Origin of the sequence: Rhodococcus sp. 077-4 (genome assembly GCF_047782425.1) — a bacterium.
GTDB lineage: Bacteria > Actinomycetota > Actinomycetes > Mycobacteriales > Mycobacteriaceae > Rhodococcoides.
In genome coordinates this window covers 637,746-658,775 of sequence record NZ_JAJPWC010000002.1, presented here as the reverse complement: position 1 = coordinate 658,775, position 21,030 = coordinate 637,746, and the positions used below count along the sequence as shown (strand labels likewise).

Annotated in this window: 23 protein-coding genes; 11 read left to right on the top strand and 12 right to left on the bottom strand. The window is 64.5% G+C overall.

All coding sequences use genetic code 11. The features are described from left to right. Window positions 1-68 precede the first annotated feature (68 nt). Window positions 69-1,148 carry a DUF3152 domain-containing protein gene (locus ACNEOT_RS12315; RefSeq protein WP_415974316.1) on the bottom strand — a complete coding sequence of 360 codons (1,080 nt, stop codon included), beginning with the start codon at window positions 1,146-1,148 and terminating at the stop codon, window positions 69-71. Window positions 1,149-1,446: 298 nt separating this feature from the next. Here ACNEOT_RS12315 and ACNEOT_RS12310 point away from each other — a divergent pair, with 298 nt between their 5' ends. Continuing rightward, on the top strand, window positions 1,447-2,100 hold the full coding sequence (locus tag ACNEOT_RS12310; protein WP_121872522.1) for a TetR/AcrR family transcriptional regulator: 654 nt from the start codon (window positions 1,447-1,449) through the stop codon (window positions 2,098-2,100). 71 nt (window positions 2,101-2,171) lie between these two features. On the opposite strand, the gene ACNEOT_RS12305 is transcribed toward ACNEOT_RS12310, so the two are convergent. Next, window positions 2,172-2,399: a DUF3107 domain-containing protein gene (locus tag ACNEOT_RS12305; protein WP_415974315.1), complete on the bottom strand. Its 228-nt coding sequence runs from the start codon at window positions 2,397-2,399 to the stop codon at window positions 2,172-2,174. A gap of 106 nt (window positions 2,400-2,505) precedes the next feature. Beyond that, window positions 2,506-3,234 (bottom strand): ferritin-like fold-containing protein, encoded by a 729-nt coding sequence (locus ACNEOT_RS12300; protein ID WP_415974314.1) that lies wholly within the window; start codon window positions 3,232-3,234, stop codon window positions 2,506-2,508. A gap of 151 nt (window positions 3,235-3,385) precedes the next feature. Between ACNEOT_RS12300 and ACNEOT_RS12295 the strand changes: the two genes are divergently transcribed. Together ACNEOT_RS12295 and ACNEOT_RS12290 are read left to right on the top strand one after the other, a co-directional pair. Beyond that, complete coding sequence (locus ACNEOT_RS12295; protein ID WP_415974313.1) at window positions 3,386-5,197, top strand: DEAD/DEAH box helicase; 1,812 nt, start codon at window positions 3,386-3,388, stop codon at window positions 5,195-5,197. A gap of 9 nt (window positions 5,198-5,206) precedes the next feature. Further along, the gene (locus ACNEOT_RS12290) at window positions 5,207-6,460 is read left to right on the top strand and encodes a hypothetical protein (protein WP_415974312.1); all 1,254 of its coding nucleotides are present in this window, start codon (window positions 5,207-5,209) and stop codon (window positions 6,458-6,460) included. A 10-nt stretch (window positions 6,461-6,470) separates the two neighbouring features. Here the strand turns inward: ACNEOT_RS12290 and ACNEOT_RS12285 are convergent, their stop codons facing one another. Beyond that, window positions 6,471-7,265, bottom strand: coding sequence for a ParA family protein (locus ACNEOT_RS12285; RefSeq protein ID WP_415974311.1), 795 nt, complete (start codon window positions 7,263-7,265; stop codon window positions 6,471-6,473). 59 nt (window positions 7,266-7,324) lie between these two features. After that, the gene (locus tag ACNEOT_RS12280; protein WP_415974310.1) at window positions 7,325-8,791 is read right to left on the bottom strand and encodes a DHA2 family efflux MFS transporter permease subunit; all 1,467 of its coding nucleotides are present in this window, start codon (window positions 8,789-8,791) and stop codon (window positions 7,325-7,327) included. Between the two features lie 192 nt (window positions 8,792-8,983). Here ACNEOT_RS12280 and ACNEOT_RS12275 point away from each other — a divergent pair, with 192 nt between their 5' ends. Together ACNEOT_RS12275 and ACNEOT_RS12270 are read left to right on the top strand one after the other, a co-directional pair. Then, window positions 8,984-9,622: an acid phosphatase gene (locus ACNEOT_RS12275; RefSeq protein WP_415974309.1), complete on the top strand. Its 639-nt coding sequence runs from the start codon at window positions 8,984-8,986 to the stop codon at window positions 9,620-9,622. Then, the gene (locus tag ACNEOT_RS12270) at window positions 9,619-10,095 is read left to right on the top strand and encodes a GNAT family N-acetyltransferase (protein ID WP_415974308.1); all 477 of its coding nucleotides are present in this window, start codon (window positions 9,619-9,621) and stop codon (window positions 10,093-10,095) included. Before ACNEOT_RS12275 ends, ACNEOT_RS12270 begins: the two co-directional genes overlap by 4 nt. A 9-nt stretch (window positions 10,096-10,104) precedes the next feature. Here ACNEOT_RS12270 and ACNEOT_RS12265 read toward each other — a convergent pair whose 3' ends face one another. Further along, window positions 10,105-10,533, bottom strand: a complete 429-nt coding sequence (locus tag ACNEOT_RS12265) for a hypothetical protein (RefSeq protein ID WP_415974307.1) — start codon at window positions 10,531-10,533, stop codon at window positions 10,105-10,107. A gap of 156 nt (window positions 10,534-10,689) precedes the next feature. Between ACNEOT_RS12265 and ACNEOT_RS12260 the strand changes: the two genes are divergently transcribed. Both ACNEOT_RS12260 and ACNEOT_RS12255 read left to right on the top strand, forming a co-directional pair. Continuing rightward, window positions 10,690-11,643: a diacylglycerol/lipid kinase family protein gene (locus ACNEOT_RS12260; RefSeq protein WP_415974306.1), complete on the top strand. Its 954-nt coding sequence runs from the start codon at window positions 10,690-10,692 to the stop codon at window positions 11,641-11,643. Window positions 11,644-11,908: 265 nt separating this feature from the next. Then, window positions 11,909-12,163: a WhiB family transcriptional regulator gene (locus ACNEOT_RS12255; RefSeq protein WP_032366305.1), complete on the top strand. Its 255-nt coding sequence runs from the start codon at window positions 11,909-11,911 to the stop codon at window positions 12,161-12,163. Window positions 12,164-12,271: 108 nt separating this feature from the next. Here ACNEOT_RS12255 and ACNEOT_RS12250 read toward each other — a convergent pair whose 3' ends face one another. After that, the gene (locus tag ACNEOT_RS12250; protein WP_415974305.1) at window positions 12,272-13,750 is read right to left on the bottom strand and encodes a sensor histidine kinase; all 1,479 of its coding nucleotides are present in this window, start codon (window positions 13,748-13,750) and stop codon (window positions 12,272-12,274) included. A 21-nt stretch (window positions 13,751-13,771) separates the two neighbouring features. Further along, window positions 13,772-13,987, bottom strand: a complete 216-nt coding sequence (locus ACNEOT_RS12245; RefSeq protein ID WP_094674728.1) for a biotin/lipoyl-binding carrier protein — start codon at window positions 13,985-13,987, stop codon at window positions 13,772-13,774. Between the two features lie 119 nt (window positions 13,988-14,106). Between ACNEOT_RS12245 and ACNEOT_RS12240 the strand changes: the two genes are divergently transcribed. Next, window positions 14,107-14,181, top strand: coding sequence for a 50S ribosomal protein bL37 (locus tag ACNEOT_RS12240; RefSeq protein ID WP_370878772.1), 75 nt, complete (start codon window positions 14,107-14,109; stop codon window positions 14,179-14,181). Between the two features lie 72 nt (window positions 14,182-14,253). Here ACNEOT_RS12240 and rsrA read toward each other — a convergent pair whose 3' ends face one another. Both rsrA and ACNEOT_RS12230 read right to left on the bottom strand, forming a co-directional pair. After that, complete coding sequence (gene rsrA / locus ACNEOT_RS12235; RefSeq protein WP_415974304.1) at window positions 14,254-14,553, bottom strand: mycothiol system anti-sigma-R factor; 300 nt, start codon at window positions 14,551-14,553, stop codon at window positions 14,254-14,256. Continuing rightward, window positions 14,550-15,332, bottom strand: coding sequence for a sigma-70 family RNA polymerase sigma factor (locus ACNEOT_RS12230; RefSeq protein ID WP_415974303.1), 783 nt, complete (start codon window positions 15,330-15,332; stop codon window positions 14,550-14,552). Before ACNEOT_RS12230 ends, rsrA begins: the two co-directional genes overlap by 4 nt. 90 nt (window positions 15,333-15,422) lie before the next feature. Between ACNEOT_RS12230 and ybaK the strand changes: the two genes are divergently transcribed. The 3 genes from ybaK to rsgA are packed head-to-tail and all read left to right on the top strand — an operon-like array spanning window position 15,423 to window position 18,223. Then, window positions 15,423-15,914 (top strand): Cys-tRNA(Pro) deacylase, encoded by a 492-nt coding sequence (gene ybaK / locus ACNEOT_RS12225; RefSeq protein ID WP_415974302.1) that lies wholly within the window; start codon window positions 15,423-15,425, stop codon window positions 15,912-15,914. A gap of 6 nt (window positions 15,915-15,920) precedes the next feature. Continuing rightward, window positions 15,921-17,237 carry a 3-phosphoshikimate 1-carboxyvinyltransferase gene (gene aroA, locus ACNEOT_RS12220; protein WP_415974301.1) on the top strand — a complete coding sequence of 439 codons (1,317 nt, stop codon included), beginning with the start codon at window positions 15,921-15,923 and terminating at the stop codon, window positions 17,235-17,237. Further along, window positions 17,189-18,223 carry a ribosome small subunit-dependent GTPase A gene (gene rsgA / locus ACNEOT_RS12215; protein WP_415974300.1) on the top strand — a complete coding sequence of 345 codons (1,035 nt, stop codon included), beginning with the start codon at window positions 17,189-17,191 and terminating at the stop codon, window positions 18,221-18,223. Before aroA ends, rsgA begins: the two co-directional genes overlap by 49 nt. A 53-nt stretch (window positions 18,224-18,276) precedes the next feature. On the opposite strand, the gene ACNEOT_RS12210 is transcribed toward rsgA, so the two are convergent. Continuing rightward, window positions 18,277-19,527, bottom strand: a complete 1,251-nt coding sequence (locus ACNEOT_RS12210; RefSeq protein ID WP_415974299.1) for a fatty acid desaturase family protein — start codon at window positions 19,525-19,527, stop codon at window positions 18,277-18,279. A 123-nt stretch (window positions 19,528-19,650) separates the two neighbouring features. Continuing rightward, the gene (locus ACNEOT_RS12205) at window positions 19,651-20,952 is read right to left on the bottom strand and encodes a fatty acid desaturase family protein (protein WP_415974298.1); all 1,302 of its coding nucleotides are present in this window, start codon (window positions 20,950-20,952) and stop codon (window positions 19,651-19,653) included. Window positions 20,953-21,030: the final 78 nt, after the last annotated feature.

The window sequence follows — 21,030 nt, the reverse complement described above, 5'->3', positions numbered from 1 at the left end:
GACACTCCTCGACTCGACACGACGGCCGATGACCCGGCGCGACACGTTCGAACCTAATCTGCGCCCGATCACCCTCGCGGGTAGGGCCACGGATTGAACCGGCACGTCTTGCCGTCCATGGGCACCACGCCCGCGGGATCCAGTCGCGCGATGTCGTCGTTGGACGTGCCGAACGTCTGCTGCATCATCACCGGCGCGAGGCCACCGTCGGTCTCGCACGGCTGATGCTGCTGATAGCCGATCGCGTGGCCTACCTCGTGGTTGATCTGGTACTGGCGGTAGGAGCCGATGTCACCCTGGAACGAGATCGCCCCGCGCACCCACCTCGGCTCGTTCAACACCACTCGCTCGATGCCGGGGTTGTAGCAGGAGACCTCGAGCTGGATGTCGTAGCCACAGGCCTGCCGGATCGACAATTGCGACGTCAACGAAATTCGGAAATCGGGATCGCCCTGATCGATTCGACGGAACCCGAACCGTGGGTCGTTCGTCCAGCTCTTGGGGTTGGCCAGGGTCTGATCCACCAGGCGGCCGAACGACTCGTCGCCACCGAAACCGACAGTGTCCACTCCGTCCTCGACCTCGACCGTATAGGTGAACACCCGCTCGGTCCCCTGCCCCACCTGCTCGGATGTGCCGGGCACGGTGTGCCACGTCCCGGCTCCCTGCACCGCGAACGGACCGCCGTCCGGCAGTTCACCCGAGGAGATCGACGCCGCGAAGTTGCCGTCGGCCTGCGGCGGCACACCGATGACCCCGGTGCCCGACGTCGTGTCGGAACTGAGGGTGCCGAATCCCGGATCGGCGTTGGTGGACTGCGCTGCGGTACCGGTGACCGGATCACCGGTACGCACGGCATCGAACACGACGAGCGCGGTGACCACGATCAGAATCGGCACCGCGTACGCCCGCCACCCGTAGGTGGACGCGAACTTACCCAGCTTGCTCTGCTTACGAATGTCGCGGTCCGGACGACGACTGCGCGCCTTGACCTCGCGTTGCGTCGGATCCCACTGCGCACGGAGGGGTTGATGCGACCCGCGACTGCCCACGGTGCGTGGGAAGTCGTCCGATCGATCGTCGTACTCGTCGTCGACGCCGCCCGACTGCACACCACCGCGGATACGCGGCCCGCCTCGGTCAGTCACTCGATCACGATCTCACAATCCTCACCGCCCGCTGTTCGGCACGCCGATACCGCGAATGGAACTATCGGGTTTTCGGTACGGAAACAGCGTACTAACAAACCGCTCGATTCAGTCTGGGAATGCCGAGTCGAGCGACGCTCCCCCGGGATCCCCGTAGTGCCGACGGCCACGAGTATCGTTGCCGGTGATCTGCGCTACGAGCGGTCCGAACCGACGGCCACCCGCCGAAAGTTCATGCCGAATCGCTCGTTGTCGAACCAAGACGAGCGCAGTTGTCGACGCGATGGGAACAGAATTGATGACAGATCTCGACGACCGGAGGTCCTCGGACCGGCCGGCCACCACCGGTAATCGGCGCAGTGCACGGCTGCCGCGCGATGCCCGTCGGGCGCAACTGCTCGCCGCTGCCAGCGAAATATTCGTGACCCGCGGATATCACGCATCCGGAATGGACGAGATCGCCGAATGCGCGGGCGTGAGCAAGCCGGTCCTGTATCAGCACTTCCCGGGCAAGCTCGAGCTGTACCTGGCCGTGCTGCAGAGCTACGTGGACACCCTGATCGCAGGGGTACGTCAAGCCCTGCGATCGACCACGGACAACCGGCAGCGCGTTCGCGCCGCAGTGCTGGCCTTCTACGACTTCGTCGACACCGACACCCAAGGCTTCCGTCTCGTCTTCGAGTCGGATCTGATGGGCGACCCGCAGGTCAACGCACGTGTCGAACAGGCGACCGAGGCGTGCGTCGACGCGGTCTTCGACCTCGTTGCCCACGACTCCGGACTCGATCCTTATCGCGCCCGCGTGCTTGCTGTCGGTCTGGTGGGGGCCAGCCAGTTCACCGCACGATACTGGCTCGAAGCCGACCGACCGATCTCGAAAGAAGACGCAGTCGACACCACCGTGTCGCTCGCCTGGGGCGGTCTGTCGCACGTTCCCCTGCAGGCCCCGTAACACGACGCCCGACGAACGCAACACGCCCCTCACTCGCATCGAGTGAGGGGCGTGTAGTGCGCGGCGCGCTCTCAGGTGGTTGCGAAACCGACCTTCCGAGAATCGGAAGGACCGATCTCGACGTACGACACCTTGGAAGCCTGGATCAAGAACTTGCGTCCCTTCTCGTCCTCCAACGACAGCACTCCGTCCTTACCGGCGAAGGCGGTCGATACGAGCGCTTCGACCTCGGCCGGGGACTGCGTGCTGTTCACGACGAGCTCACGGGAACTCTCCGAAACACCGATCTTGACCTCCACGGTCAACCTCCGAACTCTCGACAACTCTGCTCACGCCAGGCTAGTGCAGCGGGATCGCCCCAGCCGCTCGCATCCCTGTGCTGAGAGCGAACATCGGCAACCGCGGTCAGTCGAGGCCGAGTGAGGACATCCGTTCCGCGTGCTGTTCCTGCATGCGATCGAACAGCGCGACGACGCCGTTGAGGTCTCCCGAGGCGGTGATGACGAGATCGGTCAACGACTCACGGCGAGCCAGCACGAACTGCGCCTGGGTGATCGCCTCACCGAGCAACCGACGCCCCCACAGCATCAGTCGTGCCTTCTCCTGCGAACTCGCCCGAACTCGTTCCGACACCTCGTGCACCACGAACTCCGAATGTCCGGTCTCGGCGAGCACGTCACGAACGATCTCCGCGACGTCCGGATGGAGACTGTGCGCGATCTGCCGGTAGAAATCGGCCGCGATGCCGTCGCCCACGTACGCCTTGACCAACGACTCCAACCACGTCGACGGAGTTGTCGACTCGTGGTACTCGTCCAGCGCACGAACGAACGGGTCCATCGACGCATAGACGTCGAGACCGCGGTCCGACAGCGCTCGCTGCAGCGTCTCGAAATGGCTCATTTCGGCAGCCGCCATGCTCGCCAGCGCGACGCGTCCCTCCATGGACGGAGCCATCCGGGCGTCCTCGGCCAGGCGATAGAAGGCGGAAATCTCTCCGTAGGCGAGGACCGCGAACAAATCCGGGATGCCGGGGTGATCGTGCGCGATCGCCGGTTCGGTCGACCCGTCCGACCCGACGAGAGTGGTGGATGCAGCTACGGACGACGACGGCTCCGACGAGTGGGCTCCCATGGCTGGCAATCGTAGTCCCGTGCGCGACGCCTCGTCGCGGTGCGCGGCGGACCTGCCGTGACCTGCCGACGATGGGAAATGCCGTTCGGCAAGCTACCATGGTGCTCGACCGTCGCTCGCGGACCGATGAAACGGACCGACTACACACGCGATGGTCATCGATAATGTGTGCGCACCTGATCCGGGTCGCCTCGACAGCTTCGCCGCAGCGGACAACGCAGTTCGTGGCCGCGCTGAGGCTGACGGCGACATCACATCGGATCGAGGGCATCGACTTCGGCCGGCAATAGGCCTGTGCCCTTCCTCGTGCGCACGTTCGACCACGAGGAAGGCCAGTCCCCTGAGCAAGATAGTCATCGACCAAGAATCCGAGACCGGCGACACCACGCTGTCGGCGCAGTTGGACGACACGCACGTGCCCCCCACGTTCGCCGAACTGAACGTGGACGCGTCCATCGTTCGCGCCCTCTCCGAAATGGGCATCGAGCGCACGTTCGCCATCCAGGAGCTGACGCTGCCGCTCGCCATCGCCGGTGACGACCTCATCGGTCAGGCACGTACCGGAATGGGCAAGACCTTCGGCTTCGGCGTGCCCCTGCTGCACCGGCTCGCCACGGACAACTCCGGCACCACCCCACTCGACGGCACCCCGCGCGCCCTGGTGATCGTGCCTACCCGTGAACTGTGCGTCCAGGTCAGCTCCGACCTCGAGAACGCCTCCAAGTATCTGAGCGGTGCCAACGGACCCGTCAAGGTGCTCTCCATCTACGGTGGCCGTCCGTACGAGGCGCAGATCAGCGCCCTGCAGAACGGCGTCGACGTAGTCGTCGGCACCCCCGGCCGACTGCTGGATCTGGCCAAGCAGAACCATCTGATTCTCGGCAAGGTCGGGGTCCTGGTTCTCGACGAGGCCGACGAGATGCTCGATCTCGGATTCCTGCCCGACATCGAACGCATCCTGGGCATGGTTCCCGACAAGCGGCAGACGATGCTCTTCTCGGCCACGATGCCGGGACCCATCATCACTTTGGCCCGCACCTTCCTGACGCAGCCGACTCACATCCGCGCCGAAGAAGCGGAGTCCTCGGCCGTGCACGATCGCACCGCGCAGCACGTCTACCGGGCACACGCGCTCGACAAGGTCGAGATGGTCGCAAAGGTCCTCAAGGCCGAGGGTCGCGGCGCGACGATGGTGTTCACTCGCACCAAGCGCACCGCTCAGAAGGTCGCCGACGAGCTGTCCGAGCGCGGTTACTCCGTCGGTGCCGTACACGGTGACCTCGGCCAGGTTCAGCGCGAGAAGGCCCTCAAGGCGTTTCGCACCGGCAAGATCGATGTTCTGGTGGCCACCGACGTCGCAGCACGCGGTATCGACATCGACGACGTCACCCACGTCATCAACTACCAGTGCCCCGAGGACGAGAAGACCTACGTGCACCGCATCGGCCGCACCGGCCGTGCAGGACGCACGGGCATCGCGGTCACCCTCGTCGACTGGGACGACATCCCCCGCTGGCAGCTGATCGACAAGGCGCTCGATCTCGGAATGCCGGATCCGGTCGAGACCTACTCGAGCTCGCCGCACCTGTTCAGCGACCTCGGTATCGCCACCGACGCCACCGGCACCGTCCGCACTGCCCCGTCCCGCGCTCCCGAGAAGTCCGAGGACGCGAGCGAAACGAGCCCCTCGGCAGCGCCGGCCGACGCGTCGTCGCCGAGCAAGCCGCGTCGCTCTCGGAGTCGACGGCGCACTCGCGCCGGGCAGGACGACGCCGGCTCCGGCTCCGCCAAGACTCCGGTCGATTCCACAACCGCTGCGACTTCGGTTGCCGGAGAGTCGGATTCACCGGATTCGGGACCGACCGACACGGCCACCAAGACTGCTCCGCGCCGCCGCAGGCGTCGTCGCCCCAGTGGATCCTCGACAGATGCCGGGCCGTCGACTGCGAGCGCATCGGAGTAATCTCCAGCCGTGCTGGCTCCAGAACGTCGGACGAGAACCGACCTGATCGTCGCTGCCGCCATCGCGGTGGTGGTGTTGGTTGCCGCGAGCATCGCCTGGTTCACCGGTGATGCTCGCGGCACCGCGTCCATGCCGGCCGAGGAGCCATTGCCTCAGGCCGAGCCGGCAGCGTCGGTGCCCACAGCCCTCGCCGAATTGTGGCGAGCGCCGAGCGCGGCAACGGATTCGACGCGTACGCCGATTCCGGTCGTCACCGGATCGACGGTCGTGACCGCCGACGGGGGGTCCGTCCTCGGCCGAGATCCGCGGTCGGGTGATCAATCGTGGTCGTACACACGCGATCTCGCGCTGTGCTCGGTGGTCTCCTCGTGGAACACGGCGGTTGCGGTATACCGCGACGGCCGCGGGTGTTCTCAGGTGACCGAACTGGACGGGCCGACGGGACAACGTACGGCGCAGCGCACGTCCGATGCCGACGACTCGGTCCGCCTGTCGTCCGACGGCACCTACGTGACGTCCAGGGGCGAGACCCGTATGGAACTGTGGCGCTCGGACATGGTCCGCACCCTCGAATACGGTCGGGTCGACGCCCCGGTCAACCCGAGCAGCCAGCCCAGAACTGGATGCACCCTGCTGTCCTCCTCGTCGACGAACTCACGTACCGCGGTACTCGAGCAGTGCCCGGACGAAGCCGCAGCGCGGTTGACACTGCTGAATCCTGCGCCCAAGGATGCCAGTGAGCCCGAGGAATACGGATCGACGGTTGTTCCCGAGCTCGTCCCCGGATCCGATGCCCCCACTTCCGGTCGAATCATCGCCGCCACCGGAGGCGTTGTGGCGCTGTACATCCCGGCGGAGAACGGCGCTCCCGACCGAGTGGGACTCTACGATGACACGGCCGCGCGGGTATCCGAATTCACCCTCCCGACCGACCTGACGCCATCCCCGGATTTCCCGAATTACCCTGCAACGAAGGCAGGTTCGGTCTTCACCTGGTTCACCGGTGCAGGAGTGCAGGCGCTCGACGCCACCAGTCTGAGTCCCGTCTGGAGAATTCCCGGAGCACTCGGAAGTGGAGCGGTCATGGCCGGCAGACTCCTCGTGCCCGTGCCCGACGGCATCTCGGTGGTCGACCTCGCCACCGGTGTTTCGACGAGCGACATCCCGGTCGACCGCGGCGAATACGACGGTCCGATTCAGATGGCGGTGATCGGCGACGTGGTCGTCGAACAACGCGGCCCGGACGTGGTCGCGTTGGGCTGACCGCCCTGTACTACCCAGCCGGATCGTAGGTCTTCAGTTCGGCTTCGTCTTCCCAGTGCGCAAGCAAATTTTCGGCGAGTTCTCGATAAGCCTGCGCGCCCTTGTTCTTTCGTCCCGACATCACGGTCGCGCCCGAAGCGCTGGCCTCGGCGAAGCGTACGGTCCGCGGGATCGGGGGCGCGAGAACCGGCAACGAATAACGATCCGAGACGTCGCCGAGCACGTCCCTGCTGTGGGTGGTGCGGGCGTCGAACAGCGTGGGAAGAGCACCGAGCAGCGCCAGATCGGGATTGGTGATCTGTTGGACCTCGGACACCGTCCGCAACAACTGTCCGACTCCGCGATGCGCAAGCGTCTCGCACTGCAGGGGCACCAGCACCGACTGAGCGGCTGTGAGTCCGTTGAGTGTCAGCACTCCGAGCGACGGCGGACAATCGATCACGACGACGTCGAAGTCCTCGAGGATCGGCGCGAGCGCACGCTTGAGTGCGAATTCACGACCCGCGCGCATCAGTAGCAGTGCTTCCGCGCCGGCCAGATCGATCGTCGCAGGCAGCAGCACGATGCCCTCCGCCGTCTCGATCAGCACGTCCTCGACCTTCGCGTCCCCGGTCAGCACCTCGTGGACCGAGGAGTCGAGCTTGTCGGGGTTGTGCCCCAACGAGAAGGTCAGACAGCCCTGCGGGTCGAGATCGACCACCAGGACTCGTCGATCGAGAGCGTGCAGCGCAGCCGCGAGCGAAGCCACCGTGGTGGTCTTGGCCACGCCGCCCTTCTGGTTCGCTACCGCGAGAATTGTCGTCACGGCCTTGATCCTTGCCTACGTAGAGCGGATGAGCGAGGGTTCGGCATCTCTCGGGCGCGTCAGTGCGCCACGATGGGCGCTACGGCCCTCTCCGTCACGTGCTTGGTCCGGGGCAGGAAGAACGCGGGGACGAAGGTGACGACGATCAACACCAACGCGACCATGAACGTGGTTCCGAAGGCTCGGGCCGAGATATCGAAGGCTTCGAGCTGGTTGCCTGCAGTCAGTGCCGGCTTCTGCTGTGCGGTCAACACCACCGACATCAACGCGGTGCCTATCGAACCGGCGGCCTGTTGAACGATGTTCATCAACGTCGAACCGCGAGCCACGGTCTCGTCGGTCAGCGTCTGCAGCGCGGCCGTCATGATCGGCATCATCGTCGAGCCCAGTCCGAGGCCCATGACGAAAAGCGCGCCGATGAGCAGGGTGTACGACGTGCTGGTGCCCACCTGCGTGAACACCGCCATACCTGCCGTGATGAGGACCATACCCACCAGCACGATTCGCCCGGGACCGGTCTTGTCCGCGATCACCCCGGCGATCGGCATCGCGATCATCGCGCCGATACCCTGCGGCGCGAGCAGCAGCCCGGCTGTCAGCGTCGACTCTCCGCGCAGCAGAAAATAGCTGGGAAACAGCAGGCCTGCACCCATGAACGCGACCATGAAGAACGTGGTCGTGATGACCGCGACCGTCAGAGATCGGTTTCGGAACAGCCTCAGGTCGATCAGAGGATGCTCGACACTCAGCGCGTGAAAGACGAACGCAACGATCAGCACCAAGCCGACGATGACCGGAACCAGCACCTTGACCGCCAGTACGGTTTCGGTCTCGACGACAGAGGATGCGCCGTAGAGGAACAGAGCGAGCCCGGGTGAGAGCATCAACATTCCGCGGAAGTCGAACGACTCCGACGGGGTGGGATTGTCCTTGGGAAAGATCACCACTGCCGCGATCAGGGCCAGGATGCCGATCGGCAGGTTGATGAGGAAGATCCAGTGCCAGCTGGCCGCGTCGATCAGCCAGCCGCCGAGAATGGGCCCGGCGATGGGCCCGATGAGCATCGGGACTCCGAGGACGGCCATCACGCGGCCGATGCGCTCCGGGCCCGCCGCACGCGTCATGATCGTCATGCCCAGGGGCATCAGCATGCCGCCGCCGAGACCCTGCAGGACGCGGAACACGACCAGTGATGTGATGTCCCAGGCAAAGCTGCACAGCACCGAACCGAGGACGAACAACACCAGCGCGGTGATGTAGAGGCGCTTGGTTCCGAACCGATCCGCGGCCCACCCGGTCAGCGGTATCACCGTGGCCAGGGCCAGGGTGTAACCGGTCATCGTCCACGCGGCGTTGGCCAAGGTGGTGTCGAACACGTCGGTGAACGTTCGGAGCGCGACGCTGACGACCGTGACATCGAGGATCGACATGATTGCCCCGAGTACGACTACCCCGGCAATCTTCAACAGCGCTCCGTCGAGCTTCTCCGGCGCACCGGAAGACGAGGGCTTCTGCAGGTCGGTCATTGTTCTCCAGTCGGTGAGAAAGAGCTACGAGGCCAGCGAATGCACGATGACGGGCAGAGCTACGTCGCCTGAGACGGTCGAGATCCAGGAGAGAGTAACCGGCCGGTAGGTCCGGACTCAATCGGGTTTTCGGACACACCTGCATGCCACTGTGACATCGAGCACGTCCATGCGACAGGCATGATCGTTCCCATGACCACACACGGCGGCGAGGCCGGCAGAGTTGTCCTACTGCGCCACGGCGAGACCGAATGGGCCGCTGCCGGCAAACACACCGGCAACACCGACGTCCCGCTCACCGACAACGGCGAGCAGCAGGCAGTCGAAGCCGGGTCACTGCTGCAATTGTTGGGCCTACGCGACCCCGTGGTGATCACGAGCCCGCGAGAGCGAGCCCGTCGAACCGCCGAGCTCGCCGGCCTGAGGGTCGACCGGACATGGGATGCGTTGTCGGAGTGGGACTACGGCGAATACGAAGGCATCACGACGCCGCAGATCCGCGAGACCGTGCCGCACTGGACCGTGTGGACACATCCGTGTCCCGGTGGTGAGTCGATCAACGACATAGCCGTTCGCGTCGAATTGGTGCTCTCGGTGGTGCTGCCGCTCCTGAGCGGACGGGACGTGGTTCTGGTCGGTCACGGCCACTTCTCCCGCGCACTCATCGCCGGCTGGACCGAGGCTCCCATCACCGAGGGCAAACGCTTCGCCCTTTCACCCGCGGCGTACTCGCTGCTCGGCTTCGAGCACTCGTTTCGCCAGCTCGTTGCCCACAACGTGCACCCATCGATACTCACGGCCGCAACTGCGCCGAAAGGAGAACAAGGATGATTCGCCGCGCCACCGAGGCCGATGTTCCGGCCATGACCGCTCTGGTTCACGAGCTAGCCGCCTACGAGAAGTCCTCGTCGCTGTGCACCGTTCGAGACGAGCAGCTGCATTCTGCGCTGTTCGGTGCACAGCCGTCGGTATTCGCGCACGTCGCCGAGCACGAAGGGTCGGTAGTGGGGTGCGCACTCTGGTTCTTGAACTTCTCGACGTGGGACGGCGTCAACGGGATCTATCTGGAGGACCTCTACGTGCAGCCGGCCGCACGTGGCGGAGGCTTCGGAACCGCTCTGCTCGCCGCGTTGGCTGCGGAATGCGTCGCTCACGAGTACACGCGGTTGACGTGGTCGGTTCTGGATTGGAACACCCCGTCCATCGGCTTCTATCGATCGCTCGGAGCGGAGCCTCAGGACGAGTGGACGACGTTCCGGTTGACCGAGAACGCCCTGGCCGAGCTTGCCGCCCAGGCGCGGTGACTGCCCTGTTCAGCCGAGCTCGTCGTCGACATCACTGTATTCGGCTGCCATCCACTGCGAGGACGGCGGACTGAACAGCAGCACGAGGACGGCGACGACCACGACTCCGAGAACGACGCCGTAGACGGTTTGATGCGATCCGGTCAGCAGCGACCACACGACGGGCAGAAGCAGCAGCTGCACGACGGTGGCGATGGCTCTCCCCCAGCGTTTGCCGAGAATCAGGGCGATCCCTGCGGCCGCAACGCCGGCTCCGAGGACGCCGAACCATCCGGCGGTGCCGTATCCGTTGGCGACGGTGTTGTCGCCTTCGCCGGAGACCGCCCGAACGAGCAGAACGAATGCGGCCACCAACGATGCCGCGCCCTGTGCTGCAACGAGAACCCCGGCGGAGCGAAACGTGGCAGGCGGGGTGAGGTTTTCGGGTGAGGTGGACACGCGACCAGCCTAGGCAACGGGAGTGGAGCCCGCGGAACGACCCAGGGGGCGGGAGTGGAGCCTGCGAAATGACCCAGGTGACCGGAGTGGAGCCTGCGGAATGACCCAGGTGACCGGAGTGGAGCCTGCGAGACGACCCGGTTAGTGTCATTGCTCGTGCGTGCGCTGCTGATCGTCAATCCCAATGCGACTTCGACGACGGCTGCGGCTCGGGATCTGTTGGCTCATGCTTTGTCGAGTCGGGTGCGGGTGACGGTTGCGCAGACGACTCATCGCGATCATGCGTCGGAGTTGGCTCGGGGTGCCCGTGAGGACGGGATGGGTCTGGTGATCGTTCACGGTGGTGACGGGACGGTCAACGAGGTGATCAACGGTTTGCTCGGGGTGCCGTTGCCGACGTCGATGCAGGCGGTAACCATCGGTGCGATTCCGCCGCTCGCGGTCGTTCCGGGCGGTAGTGCGAATGTGTTCGCGCGTTCGCTCGGTATCGAAGCGGATCCGGTGGCGGCGACCAATCAGTTGATCGGTCTGCTCGATGCGCGGGCGCGGCGGACGATCGGGTTGGGACATTGCGACAACCGATGGTTCACGTTCAATGCGGGCATGGGTTGGGATGCGGAAGTGTGTCGCGCGATCGATGCCAGTCGTAAGGATGGAAAGCCGGTGTCGGCGACCCGGTACGTTCGATCGGCGGTGCAGGAATTCTTCAAACTGAAGCGGCGTCCTGCCCGGTTGACGTTGGAGGTTCCAGGGCGGGAGCCGTTCAGCGAGGTGCACTACGCGTTCGTGTCGAACTCGAGCCCGTGGACTTACATGAACGAGCGGCCTGTGCACACCAATCCGGGCACTGGTTTCGACTCGGGTCTCGGAGTGTTCGGCATGCGCTCGACTGCCCTGTTCCCCACACTGCGGGTGTCTCGTCAGATGCTGACCAAGGGCGCAGAACCGAAGTCTCGCAAGCTGATTCGGATCGACGATGTTCCGAGTGTCCGCATTTCGTCTGCGGAGCCGGTCGGTTTGCAGATGGATGGTGACTACCTGGGCGAACGCACGGAGGCCGAGTTCTTCTCGACTCCCGACGCGCTGGAAGTAGTTGCGCCGAGTACGTGACGAGGTTGCCACCTGGGCGCACAGTGCGACACCGAGCGCACTTTCTACGAAATCACGAGCGAAATTTGTTCACTCGGGGTACAAAGGAGCGCAGAAGGCTAAAGCGAGCCTAACAGAGTGAGCTTGACCACGGTCACGCGCGTATCCCTTGACTTCACCTGAGTTCGTGAAAGCATTCACAAGCAACAGTGCGGAAACATTGGTTACCCACTCGTGAACAGAAGAGAAACGAAACGGCGCTTCGGCGCCCGGTAAGGAGCAGAGGATGGACTGGCGCCACAAGGCTATTTGTCGCGATGAAGATCCGGAACTATTTTTCCCGGTGGGAAACAGTGGTCCGGCGCTCGCGCAGATCGCCGATGCCAAAGTCGTCTGTACTCGGTGCCCCGTCACCGCTGAATGCCTGTCCTGGGCACTCGAATCCGGCCAGGACGCAGGAGTATGGGGCGCAATGAGTGAAGACGAGCGCCGTGCACTCAAGCGACGCAACGCGCGTACGCGCGCACGCAGCTCCGTCTAGGACGCACACGCAGCAACCAGCAGGGCCCGGTATCCGCACAGCGAATACCGGGCCTTCTGCGTTCCGAGGACCACCGAAGCGCGTTACGCAAAGTTCATCGAGTGTGCATCATGGCCTCGGGACCCGCCGCCCCAACGGAACCCTCAACATCGCGTCGGTTCCCCCGCCCGCCGCCGGGTGCAAACCCAGCGATCCGTTCAACTCGACCGAGACCAGCGTGCGCACGATCTGCAGGCCGAGGCCGTCCGAACGTTCCAGGGAGAACCCGGCGGGCAACCCCCGCCCGTCGTCGTGGATCACCACGTCCAGCCATTTCGCCGAGCGGTCGGCACCGATCCGGACCACACCCGCCGACCCGGCATCGAATCCGTGTTCCATCGCGTTCTGCACCAGTTCGGTCAACACCATCACCAGTGGTGTCGCCCGTTCGGCCGAGAAGACTCCGAGCTTGCCCTCACGGACCACCCGCACCCGCGGATTGACCGTGGCGATGTCGAGCATGATGGGCACCAGTCGATCGACGATCTCGTCGAGGTCCACTTCCTCGTCCACCGACATCGAGAGCATTTCGTGCACCAGTGCAATGGATGTGACCCGACGGACCGACTCGGACAATGCCGTGCGCGCTTCCTCGTTCTCGAGTCGACGCGACTGAAGCCGGAGCAGCGCAGCAACGGTCTGCAAGTTGTTCTTGACCCGATGATGGATCTCTCGGATGGTCGCGTCCTTGCTGAGCAGAGCGCGGTCCCGACGCTTGACCTCGGTGACGTCGCGGATCAACACCGCTGCACCGGCCGACCTGCCCCTGGGCTGCAACGCCAGCGTCCGCACGAGAACGGTGGCACCACGGGCGTCGACCTCCATCCGATGGCCCACGTTGCCGCTCAAGGACGACCTGATGTGGTCGGCTACCTCCTGCGAGTCGAACGGGTCGGTGACCAGAGACCGCGTCACAGAGGCCAGATCGCGACCCGAGAGTTCCGTCGTCAATCCCATCCGGTGGTAGGCCGAGAGAGCGTTGGGGCTGGCGTAGTCCACCCGCCCGTCGGTGTCGACGCGGATGAAGCCGTCGCCAGCGCGGGGAGACGAGTTCACATCGGTGCGCTCTTCCGGGGTGGGAAACGTACCTTCACTGATCATCAGACACAGGTCGTCGGCACATTCGCGATAGGCCACCTCCAGCGCGCTCGGCGGTCGAAGCTGGGCCGTATTGGTGTCGCGGGTCAGCACCGCGATCACGTGCTCTCCGCACCGCACCGGGATGCTCTCGGTGCGCGTCAGGACGCCTCCGTGCACGATCTCTCGCTGCTGCAGAGCAACCATGACATCCGGGTGCTCCGACTCGGAGATCGTCGTTCCCACGATGTCGTGCGTGAAGACGGTGGGCGCAGTGGTCGGCCGGCACTGGGCCACACACAGGACGTCGGCCGTCCCACTGGTCACGTCGTCGGTGCCGACCCACAACAGGACGTCGGCGAACGACAGATCGGCCAGCAGTTGCCACTCCCCCACCACTCGTTGCAGATGGTCGACCGCGACTCCGGGGAGGTTTGTGTGTTCGGCCAGCAGGTCACTGAGGGTCGACACGGGATCTCACGCGGCCGTTGCTCAGGACACGACGGCGATGAGGTCGCCCTGCTGAATGACGTCGCCGACCGCGACGTCTACGGAGGTGACCGTGCCTGCCGACTCGGCCAGGACGGGAATTTCCATTTTCATCGATTCCAGGATCACGAGGGTGTCACCGACCTCGACGGCGTCGCCTCGGGCCACGACCACCTGAAATACCGTCGATACCATCTCCGCGCGAACGTCCTCGGACATCGGCGAACCCCTCTCTCACGTCACCACGAACTGCGCCGGACACCTTTCAGAGACCAGGCCCGTCACAGTAAGCCAATCACACGTGGGAGACTGTAGTGAACAAACGAGAGGAGCCCATCATGGGAAAGCGTGGACGTAAGAAGCGTGCTCGTAAGGGCAACAAGGCCAACCACGGCAAACGTCCCAACAGCTGACGGTTTGCCACAAGCCGCGAGGGGCCGAGAAGCGACTGCTTCTCGGCCCCTCGTCGTTGTGCAACGTTCCGGCTACTCGGAGTCCGTCTGCCGAATCAACACAGTTCGTCGAATCTCGACGCTCAGTCGTTCGCGCAGCCCGGCCGGGGCTTGGTCTCCACCACACTTACGCGAAATCAGCCGCTTGACCTTCTCTTCGATTCCGTAGGCCTCGAAGCACGATCCGCACTCGTCGATGTGCTTCTGCAGCCGGGCTCTACTGGCCTCGTCGCATTCGTTGTCGAGCATCACCCACACGTCCGCGATCACCGCGGAGCAGTCGAGGCGCTCGAATTGTGCGTCGCCGTCATCGATCCTGCCGGTGTCCGTCACTGGACTACCTCCTGCTCGTGCCGGTCGACTGCGCCGTCCCGGTTGAATCCACGTTCGCGTGCCACACCCGCCAGCAGTCCCCGCAGTTGCTTGCGCCCTCGATGCAGACGCGACATCACCGTGCCGATGGGGGTGCCCATGATCTCGGCGATCTCCTTGTACGGGAAGCCCTCGACGTCGGCGTAGTACACAGCCATCCGAAACTCCTCCGGAAGTGACTGCAGCGCTGCCTTGATGTCGTCGTCCGGCAACGCGTCCAGAGCCTCGACCTCGGCCGAGCGCAGCCCGGTCGAGGTGTGTTCGGCGGTGGCCGCGAGCTGCCAATCGCTGATCTCGTCGGTCGGATACTGAGCGGGCTGGCGTTGCTTCTTGCGGTAGGAGTTGATGTAGGTGTTGGTCAGAATTCGGTAGAGCCACGCCTTGAGGTTCGTGCCCTCTCGGAACGACCGAAACGCCGAGTAGGCCTTGACGAACGTCTCCTGCACCAGGTCCTCGGCGTCGGCCGGGTTACGCGTCATTCGCAGTGCTGCGCCGTAGAGCTGATCGAGCATGGGCAGCGCGTCACGCTCGAAGCGCTCGGTCAACTGCGCCTCGGTCTCGGCCGCTCTCTGCTCCGCGATCGCCTTCTCGTCGTCGATTGCAGCGACGGGATTGCTGGCTTCTGTCACGCTGATCCCTTCGATAGCTTCCGCCGCCCAGGCTACCGCGCCCGAACTCGACTTATGCGAAGAGATCACCCCCTTCAACACGAGGGGACGTCCCGCGGTCAGTACTGCCATTCGTCATTCCTTCCGCCTGCATCCGTATCTGTGGTTACACAACACAGCTCCGTGCCACCGTGTTCCCTCGTAGTCGCTAGAGTCCCGTGAATGGCTGCGTCCACACCCGCTCTCGCGCTGCTCATTGCGCGAAAGGTGGCCCACACAGTGCATTCGTACGACCACGATGCTCGGGCACAGTCCTACGGCGAGGAGGCGGCGCGAATACTCGGCGAGCGGCTCGGTGTTCGCCCCGAACGAGTCTTCAAGACACTCGTCGTCGAACGTGCCGATCGTTCGCTGGCCGTGGCGATCATCCCTGTCACGTCGATGCTCTCGCTCAAGGCCGCGGCGACCGCTCTGTCCACCAGGAAGATCACGATGGCCGACAGGGCTGCCGCCGAACGGTCGTCCGGCTACGTCTTCGGTGGTATCTCACCCCTGGGGCAGCGCAAATCTCTTCCCACCGCGATCGACGACTCGGCATCGGGGTTCGAGACGATTCTGTGCAGCGGTGGTCGACGCGGACTGGAAATCGAGCTCGATCCAGCCGATCTGGTCCGGCTCACACGCGCCACATCCGCGCCCATCGCCGCGCGCTGATACCGAATGAGCGAAGATGGACGCGTGAGCAACTGGAGCGCCCCCGCCGCCGTCGCCCCCGTCGACGCGACCGTCACTCTGCCCGGATCCAAATCGATCACCAATCGCGCGCTGATCATCGCCTCGCTCGCAACCGGCTCGTCGACGATCACCGGTGCCCTGCGCAGCCGTGACACCGACCTCATGATCGACGCCCTGACGACTCTCGGCATCGAGATCATCGCGGCAGACGACGACAGGACGACGCTGCGGGTCACTCCTGCGCCGCTGCACGGCGGAGCCGTGGCGTGCGGGCTGGCCGGTACTGTGATGCGCTTCGTGCCGCCGCTGGCTGCGCTCGCAGAGGGTGAGGTGTCGTTCGACGGCGACGAGCAGGCGCGCATCCGCCCACTCGACACGATCCTCGACGCGTTGCGCGCAGTGGGAGCCGAGATCGACGGCAGCGCGCTGCCCTTCACGATGCGCGGCACAGGTTCACTGCGCGGCGGATCGGTCGACATCGACGCCTCGGGATCCTCGCAATTCGTCTCGGGTCTGATGCTCTCCGCCGCGGGCTTCGACGAGGGAATCGAAATCCACCACATCGGCAAGCCCGTTCCGTCCATGCCGCACATCGACATGACGGTGGAGATGTTGCGGCGGGCCGGCGTGCGAGTCGATACCCCCGAGACCGGTGGTGACGCGAACACCTGGCGAGTGCACCCCGGCCCGGTCACTCCGATCGAGTGGAGCATCGAGCCGGACCTGTCCAACGCCACTCCGTTCCTGGCCGCCGCGGTGGTGACGAAAGGCAGAGTGCGCGTGCCTAATTGGCCCGAGTCCACCACGCAGCCCGGTGACGTCTTCCGCGAGATACTTGCGCAGATGGGGGCTCGAGTCGAGCTGACCGCGGGAATCCTGACCGTCGAGGGCCCGGATACGTTGCACGGCATCGACTTCGACCTGCATGACGTCGGAGAGTTGACTCCGACGGTTGCGGCGTTGGCGGCTCTTGCCGAGGGGCCGTCGATTCTGCGTGGCATCGCTCATCTGCGTGGTCACGAGACCGACCGACTCGCGGCACTGACAACCGAGATCGTCCGTTTGGGTGGGCGCGCAGTCGAAACCGACGACGGCATCCGCATCGATCCGGCACCGCTGCACGGAGGCGTCTGGCACTCGTATGCCGACCACCGGATGGCCACCGCAGGCGCGATCGTCGGCCTGCGCGTGCCCGGCGTCGAGGTCGACGACATCGGCACCACCGCCAAGACCCTCCCCGGTTTCGAGAACCTGTGGGACGCAATGCTGTCCGCATCGACGCCGAGCGGGGTCGGCTCCTGACCGCGCGCCGGTACGACGAGTCCGACGTCCGCATCCGGCCGGGCAAGAGTTCACGGCCGCGCACCAAAACTCGACCCGAACACAACGACGCCGAAGCCGGCATGGTGGTCTCCGTCGACCGCGGCCGGTGGGGCTGCGTGCTCGACGGTGACCCGTCTCGACCGGTCGTGACCATGCGTGCCCGCGAGCTCGGCCGAACTCCGATCGTGGTGGGCGACGAGGTCGGCATCGTCGGGGACCTGTCGGGCAAAGTCGACACCCTGGCCCGGATCGTGCGCGTAGCCGAACGGCGCACGGTGTTGCGGCGTACCGCAGACGACACCGACCCCTTCGAGCGTGTCGTGGTGGCCAATGCGGACAGGCTGCTCATCGTTGCGGCGCTCGCGGACCCGCCCCCTCGCACCGGCTTCGTCGAGCGAGCACTCGTGGCCGCGTACGTCGGTGGACTCGAACCCGTTCTGTGCTTGACCAAGAGCGATCTGGCTGCGCCCGAGGAATTCACCGCAGCGTTCGCCGATCTCGACGTCCCGGTGGTGTTGGCGGGTCAGTCCGAGGACCTCACGGAGCTGACGGCGATGCTGACGAACAAGGTGACGGCGCTCATCGGGCACTCGGGAGTCGGGAAATCCACGCTCGTCAACAGGCTGGTACCCGACGCCTATCGCGCCACCGGCGTGGTCTCGGGCGTCGGAAAGGGCCGTCACACCTCGACGCAGTCGGTGGCTTTGCCGCTACCCGCCGGCGGCTGGGTGGTCGACACCCCCGGTATCCGGTCGTTCGGACTGGCACACATCTCCCCCGAGAACGTCGTCGCAGCGTTCTCCGATCTCGCCGACACGATCGAGAACTGCCCACGCGGGTGCACCCACCTCGGCCCTCCCGCCGATCCCGAATGCGCCCTGGACACTCTCACCGGTGACGCTGCTCGACGCGTCGCTGCCGTGCGCCTGCTTCTCGAAGCCGTTCGAACGAACGAAGCCTGGTAGCAATCGACTCCGATCGAAGTCGATTGCCACCAGGCTGTCGTGACGGCGAAAGTTTACGCGGCTCTGCCGACGAGCCTGCGAATTCCCTTGCGCTTCTTCGTCTCTGCGATCGCGGTGCGCAGACCACGACGCTTCCCGGTCTCGGGATCGACGGTGAACAAACCGGCGGGAGCGTCGGCCCACTTGCGCTCCGACGCGGTCTCGGGAGCGTCGTCGCTGGTCGCCTTCAAGTACTTGTTGGGCAGCGACAGCTTCGCGATGGTTCGCCACGACAGGAAGTACTGGTGGACGATAGAACCGGTCGTGTACGGCAGGTCGTACTTCTCTGCCAGTTCGAGCACTCGAACCTTGATCTCGCGCAAGCGATTGCTGGGGAGGTCGGGGAACAGGTGGTGTTCGATCTGATAGCAGAGGTTGCCGCTCATGAACTCCATCACGGGCCCGGCGTTGAAGTTCGCGCTGCCGAGCATCTGACGCAGGTACCACTGCCCCTGCGTCTCGCCTTCCATGTCGGACTTGGTGAACTTCTCGGCACCGTCCGGAAAATGACCGCAGAAGATGACCGTATTGGTCCACACGTTCCGCATCATGTTGGCGACGATGTTCGCCGTCAACGTGCTCTTCCAGGCAGGACCGGTCAGCAGTGGGTGCAGGACGTAGTCCTTGCCGATCTGCTTGCCGACCTTCTCGAGCACCTCGCGCCGCTTCTGCTCGAACTCCTCGCGTGGCACTCGCCCCTTGGCGACCTTGCCCAGTTCGAGGTGCTGGAGCGCTACGCCGTACTCGAAGAACAGCTGCAGCAGCAGGTTGTACACGGGATTGCCGAGGTTGAACGGCTTCCACCGCTGGTCACGAGTGACGCGAAGCAATCCGTAGCCCACGTCGTCGTCCATGCCCAACACGTTGGTGTACTTGTGGTGGATGTAGTTGTGCGTCTGCTTCCAGTGCGCCGACGGACCCGTGTTGTCCCACTCCCACGAGGTGGAGTGGATTTCCGGATCGTTCATCCAGTCCCACTGGCCGTGCATCACGTTGTGGCCCAGTTCCATGTTCTCGATGATCTTGGCGACCCCGAGCATGGCGGTGCCCACCAACCATGCCGGACGTCGACGGCTGGCGAACAGAACGGCCCGACCACCGATGTCGAGGGAGCGTTGCAGGCGGATCGTGTTCTTGACGTACCGGGCATCGCGTTCGCCACGGGACGCCTCGATGTCACGTCGGATGGAGTCGAGCTCGTGGCCCAACGCCTCGATGTCGGCATCGGTCAGATGCGCGTATTCCTTGATGTCCGTAATCGCCATGGCAAACAACCTCCTGGCAGTCGTGAACACACAGCCGAGTGAGTCGGTCCATGTGCAATTCCGTCACCTACCGTATCGTAACTTACGGTCGCGTAGGTTATCGGCGTCGATCTGTGTGACGATTCACAACGCGGCGCGGTCGCCTGTTCGACGGAGGCCTTTGGCCTGACGCTTGGCTTCCTTCTTGGCATTGCGCAAGCTCACCCGTGCCTCCTGCATGGCCGAACGAAGGCCCCGACGCTGCCCGGTGAGCGGATCGATCCGAAGTGCGTGGACGGCAGGCGAATCTCCCACTCGCCATCGACGCTCGGACGATGTCTCGGGAGCGTTGTCGGACGTAGCCCGCAACCATGAGTCGGGCAGCGACAACTTGTGAATGGTCCGCAGAGCCAGCAGGTACTGCTTTCCCAGAGATCCGGTCGTGTACGGCAGATCGTACTTCTCACACAGGGCGTGCACCTTCTCGGCGATCTCCGAATACCGATTGCTCGGCAGATCCGGGAACATGTGGTGCTCGATCTGGTAGCACAGGTTGCCGCTCATGAACGCCATGACCGGTCCTGCCTCGAAGTTCGCGCTACCCAGCATCTGCCGCAGGTACCACTCGGGTCGAGTCTCGGTCTCGAACTGTCCGATCGTGAACTTCTCTGCGCCGTCCGGGAAGTGTCCACAGAAGATCACTGCGTAGGCCCACAGGTTGCGGACCAGGTTGGCCGTGGCATTGGCGGTCAGCGTGGTCTTCCACGCCGGACCGGACAGTGCCGGGAACAGAACGAAGTCCTTGCCGACCTGCTTGGCGATCTTGCGCGCGAAAGCGCGGGTCGCAGGCGACTTCAACAGGCCCTTTTCGTCCTCGCCGTCCAGCTGCTTCTGAGCGTCGTAATCGTGCAGCGCAATACCCCACTCGAACGTGGTGGCCAGCACGATGTTGGCGAGCGGCTGAATGAGGTTGATCGGTTTCCACGGCTCGTCGCGCGTCATTCGCAGGATGCCGAAACCGATGTCGTCGTCCATGCCGACGATGTTGGTGTAGGTGTGGTGCGAATAGTTGTGGGCTCGTTTCCACTGCTCGGACGGGCCGGTCTGATCCCACTCCCACGACACCGAGTGGATCTCCGGATCGTTCATCCAGTCCCACTGCCCGTGCATCACATTGTGACCGAGCTCCATGTTCTCGATGATCTTGGCGACACTGAGCATCGCCGTTCCGGCAATCCAGGCAGGCCGGTACTTGCTGCCGAGCAGCACCGCGCGGCCACCGAGTTCCAACAGCCGTTGCAGTCTGATCGTCCGACGGATGTACGCGGCATCGCGCTCACCGCGACTGTCCTCGACGTCGCGTCGAATTGCGTCCAGTTCACGACCGAACGCCTCCATGTCCTCTTCGCTGAGGTGAGCAAACTCTTTGATGTCGGTGATGGCCACCGGGTCCTCCAACAGTTGAGTGCAGTGCCCGAAATATCGGGTTTCTTACGTGGGCAACCTACGCAAGCGTAACCGAAC